Annotated in this window: 4 protein-coding genes; all 4 read left to right on the top strand. The window is 47.8% G+C overall.

What is annotated here, in order from left to right:
- Nucleotides 1-1,346 (top strand): hypothetical protein (locus ACYQ8L_RS18290; protein ID WP_459943256.1); only part of this gene is annotated, 1,346 nt, incomplete at its 5' end.
- A gap of 150 nt (nucleotides 1,347-1,496) precedes the next feature.
- Nucleotides 1,497-1,733, top strand: coding sequence for a hypothetical protein (locus ACYQ8L_RS18285; RefSeq protein ID WP_459943255.1), 237 nt, complete (start codon nucleotides 1,497-1,499; stop codon nucleotides 1,731-1,733).
- Between the two features lie 347 nt (nucleotides 1,734-2,080).
- Nucleotides 2,081-2,683: a hypothetical protein gene (locus ACYQ8L_RS18280; RefSeq protein WP_459943254.1), complete on the top strand. Its 603-nt coding sequence runs from the start codon at nucleotides 2,081-2,083 to the stop codon at nucleotides 2,681-2,683.
- A 271-nt stretch (nucleotides 2,684-2,954) separates the two neighbouring features.
- The coding region (locus ACYQ8L_RS18275; RefSeq protein ID WP_459943253.1) for an SH3 domain-containing protein at nucleotides 2,955-3,574 on the top strand (620 nt) is incomplete at its 3' end.

Here is a 3,574-nt window from a genome sequence, read left to right as displayed (position 1 = left end):
ACAATGCCATAAAACAGGGCGATATCGTGCTGGCGGTCAACCGCCAAATCGTTGATGATGCCCATCCGATCGAATACTTTCTGCAAGACGTAAGCCATGATGGCAGAGTGCAACTTCTATTGGTTCGCAATGAGTGCACCATGCCATATTATTGTGCATCTTTGGTGAATGTAGAAGCAGTTTGTTCGGATAGGGAATACCATAAACGCCTTAGAAAAGCGGCCCAAAAGGGGCTGGACGAAGATTACAATGGGTGCTTAGATGATATAGAAGACATCGAGCACCGCTATGGGGAGACCGACGCGAGTCTGTATCTTAAATATGTGTGTATGTCTATGTCTCCCTACGAGGTTCACCGGCAAGATGGGGTAAACCGTACGCGTCAAAAGCTCATAGACTTGCGTTTGGGGGCTGCGGTTTACCTAGATGCCGATCTAGACCATTTAGTTGATTGGATTTTGCGCGGGTTTGTACCTGGCAATAGCATTTATGCGCTAGATCTACAAAGAAAAGATCGTCTGAAAGATCAAAAAGAAGCATTTGAAATGTTTAGGAGAACGGCGGAGCGCCTGCTCAATGACTTAAAGAAGAAGGGTTTGGATAAATTCGCTGGAATAGCGGTGGCAGATTCTATAAAGTCATATCAGTTTCCGCCCGATAAAGAGCTTCTCTTTCCAAAGAATAGGGATGAGTTCGAAACTGAAGAAGATTATCGGATTCGAGTTTTCAAGGAGGGAAACCGATCGCCATATATTTTGAGCACGGTAGAACTTCCAACCTCAGTAACGCGATATGACATCGACAAGGGGATTTTGTGGTTGCCTATATTATACGGGCAAACCATAAGAACTTTTTCCACGGCAGGATTAGACCTTATTGACTCGGGGTGGTTTTTCCCTCCCGAGTATCCCCGTTGGGGCCAGGAAGACGACCTTGTTCGCTGGGTGGAATGGGTGTTCGTGGCGAACGCGAGTCGAATTGGTGCGTTTACTCACGTCTACGCATGGAGTCTCTTGTTCCTGTTAAAGGCCGGCCAGAGTTGTGAAGCAGACCGTGCACAGCCAGGCATTATTCATATTAATGAAAGCCCCATTGATGGGATTAGGTTTGGTATCCCCATGGAGGTTGAGCAGGCTAAGGCACTTAAAGAAAATGGGGGCAGCCTGAATGTCGAGTTGACGTTCAAGGCGTGTCAAGCCGGCTTCGAAGGATGCATAGTAAGCGGTGGTCGTGCTATCTCTGATGGAGCCGTCCTGGTGTCGAAGAAAGGGAGAAGAGTAATTTTGAAGTCAATTGCTGTTAAGGATGCCGATAATAAGCAGTTTGGTCTGTGGATGTGCAATTAAGTGTTCTCGCTGCTGAGGATTTCCAGTTAGCCGCGCATCAAGACCTGTGAAACGAAAACATTCCAATATCGATCATATTATTTGGATTTTCTCGTTAACAAGTCGCACAGTGTGTTGCTCTTAAACAATTTGGCGAAGGAGAAGCGTCAAATGAAACGGATCGTGTTGTTTAGCTTGTTCAGTCTCCTTGTTTTTTCTGGTTGCGCAACTCGGTACTGCCACCCAACAAAGACAATATCAGATTTTGAACGAGACAAGTACGACTGCGAAGGCGTTGCGTTGCAGCGCTCGCATCATTTTGGCGCTACTGCCAACCCGTTTTTGATAGCAGACGAAATGAAGCGGTGCCTTGAAATCAAGCATGGATGGAGAAAGTGCTCTGAGTGATTGATGCTATACATGAGGAAATTTACAAAACGCAAACTTTGTATACGTTGCTGGCAGAGAAGAATCGCCATATATCCTGTCCTGGCGTGCGTCGACGCGCGCGTTTTTCGTAGGTTTCTCCGGTTTTCTAGAAATTTTGACATCTAGACGAGAAAAAAATTTGATGTAGAATCGTGGGCGAGACGATCCTGTGTTAATTGAGATCGAAAAAAATACCGAAACGAAAAGGCATGTGGCGGAGGTCACGCCGGATGTGGGGCCGGCGAGAGGATGGCGAGTAGATATTGGGTGGTTTTGCTGAAGTATGTCTTTTGATCAGAAACTACGAAAGAATCAGGAGGGGTGCCATGAGAGTTTTTTGGGCTGTTGTTTTGGCTCTGTTGCAGGTTGGCGTTTCTGCGGCCGGGGGGGAGACGATGTTCGGACTGATCTGGGGGATGAGTCCTGCGGACGTTGAGCAGGCGGGAGTGTCGATGACAAAGGAAAGGGAGGATAGGAACTTGGCGGTGTATGGAGGCAGCAGCATGCCCAAGAACTTAAGGGATGCTGAATTTTACCACCTTGTGTTTGATGCAGACATGGGTCTCTGTAAAATATCTGTCGTGACAAAGGATATTGCAGAGGATCCGTACGGAACCGAGGGAAAGGCACGATTCGACGAGTTGTCAACTCTATTGTCGGAGAAATACAAAAAGACGAGCGGTACGCAGATCGTCGGCTTGAAACTCTGGGACCAACAGGACGAATTTTATCAGTGCCTGGCATATCCGGGTTGTGGGATGTGGGCAAGCGTTTTTGAGTCAGAAACAAAGGTCGTCGCGCTAGAATTGCTGGGGCTGACTAGAGGACGTGGATATCTACGACTGACAGTAGAGGCAAAGCCAGAATGGGAGGAGGCTCTCAAAAAATATAACGCGCTTCTCGCAGAATCCGAGAAAGATGCTTTGTAGTCTGGTCGGGTCGATGGCCGCCTTAAACCGCAGCAGAAGGGCTTCCCCCTCGCTGCGGCTCTGTTATTCGTCTTTGCAGAGCAGCGGTCCGGATACCATAAGTACACGCACAGGTCAAACAGACACTCTACATTTTATTGTCACCCAAACGTCACGACCATAGGTTTTTATCGGATCAGTTTTTCCCGATCCATCACCAATTGCGGGCTTATTCTGGAACGGTAGACAAGGCTGGCAAGAGATACTCTAGGAGAACTGAGGAGGGCGACGAATGCGACGAGGAACTAGTTTGGTACAATGCATTTTCGCAATTTTCTGTGCCGTTTCAGTAATGGCAGCAGAGTACACGGCTTACGTCACAAAGAATGCAAATGTGCGCGCTAGGCCGACCACCAGTGCGCCCATTGTCGCGACGCTTGACGCTGGGACGAAGATTTACGTCAATGACGAAGTTGATGGATGGCGTGCGGTATTTCTTGAATCCGACAAGAAAGGCAATCAGCCTTATGGATACATACACACCAGTCTAATAACAAACGTTACACCGATTGGAATAGGTGAGCCGGCGAAATACGATTGCGACCTTGAAGGTAAGATGGTCAATGGGGTAAAGGTATATCCGGAACTCAGTATAGATGAAGTTACAGACAAGCTTGGGCGCCCTACCGCCGTGAAAGACAGAACAGTAATGGGCGCTAAATATGAAACCGTACTTTATTATTGTGATGAGGGGCTTGCGGTGCATTTCGGGCCTTCGGATAAGCTCTCAGAAGTCGTTGTGTACTTGTCCAAGACATGGTTGCCAGAGATTGGTGAGTGGATGACCCAGTACCGCGGGAGTATAAGCTACAACATCAGTGGGGACTGGAAGGTTCAGAAAATAGAGAAACT

It is taken from the genome of Deferrisoma palaeochoriense, from assembly GCF_054656955.1.
This window is presented reverse-complemented; position numbering and strand designations above follow the sequence as displayed.

Coding starts and splice junctions, on each gene's coding strand:
- ACYQ8L_RS18285 (WP_459943255.1), top strand. CDS start 1,497: ATGAAACGGATCGTGTTGTTTAGCTTGTTCAGTCTCCTTGTTTTTTCT.
- ACYQ8L_RS18280 (WP_459943254.1), top strand. CDS start 2,081: ATGAGAGTTTTTTGGGCTGTTGTTTTGGCTCTGTTGCAGGTTGGCGTT.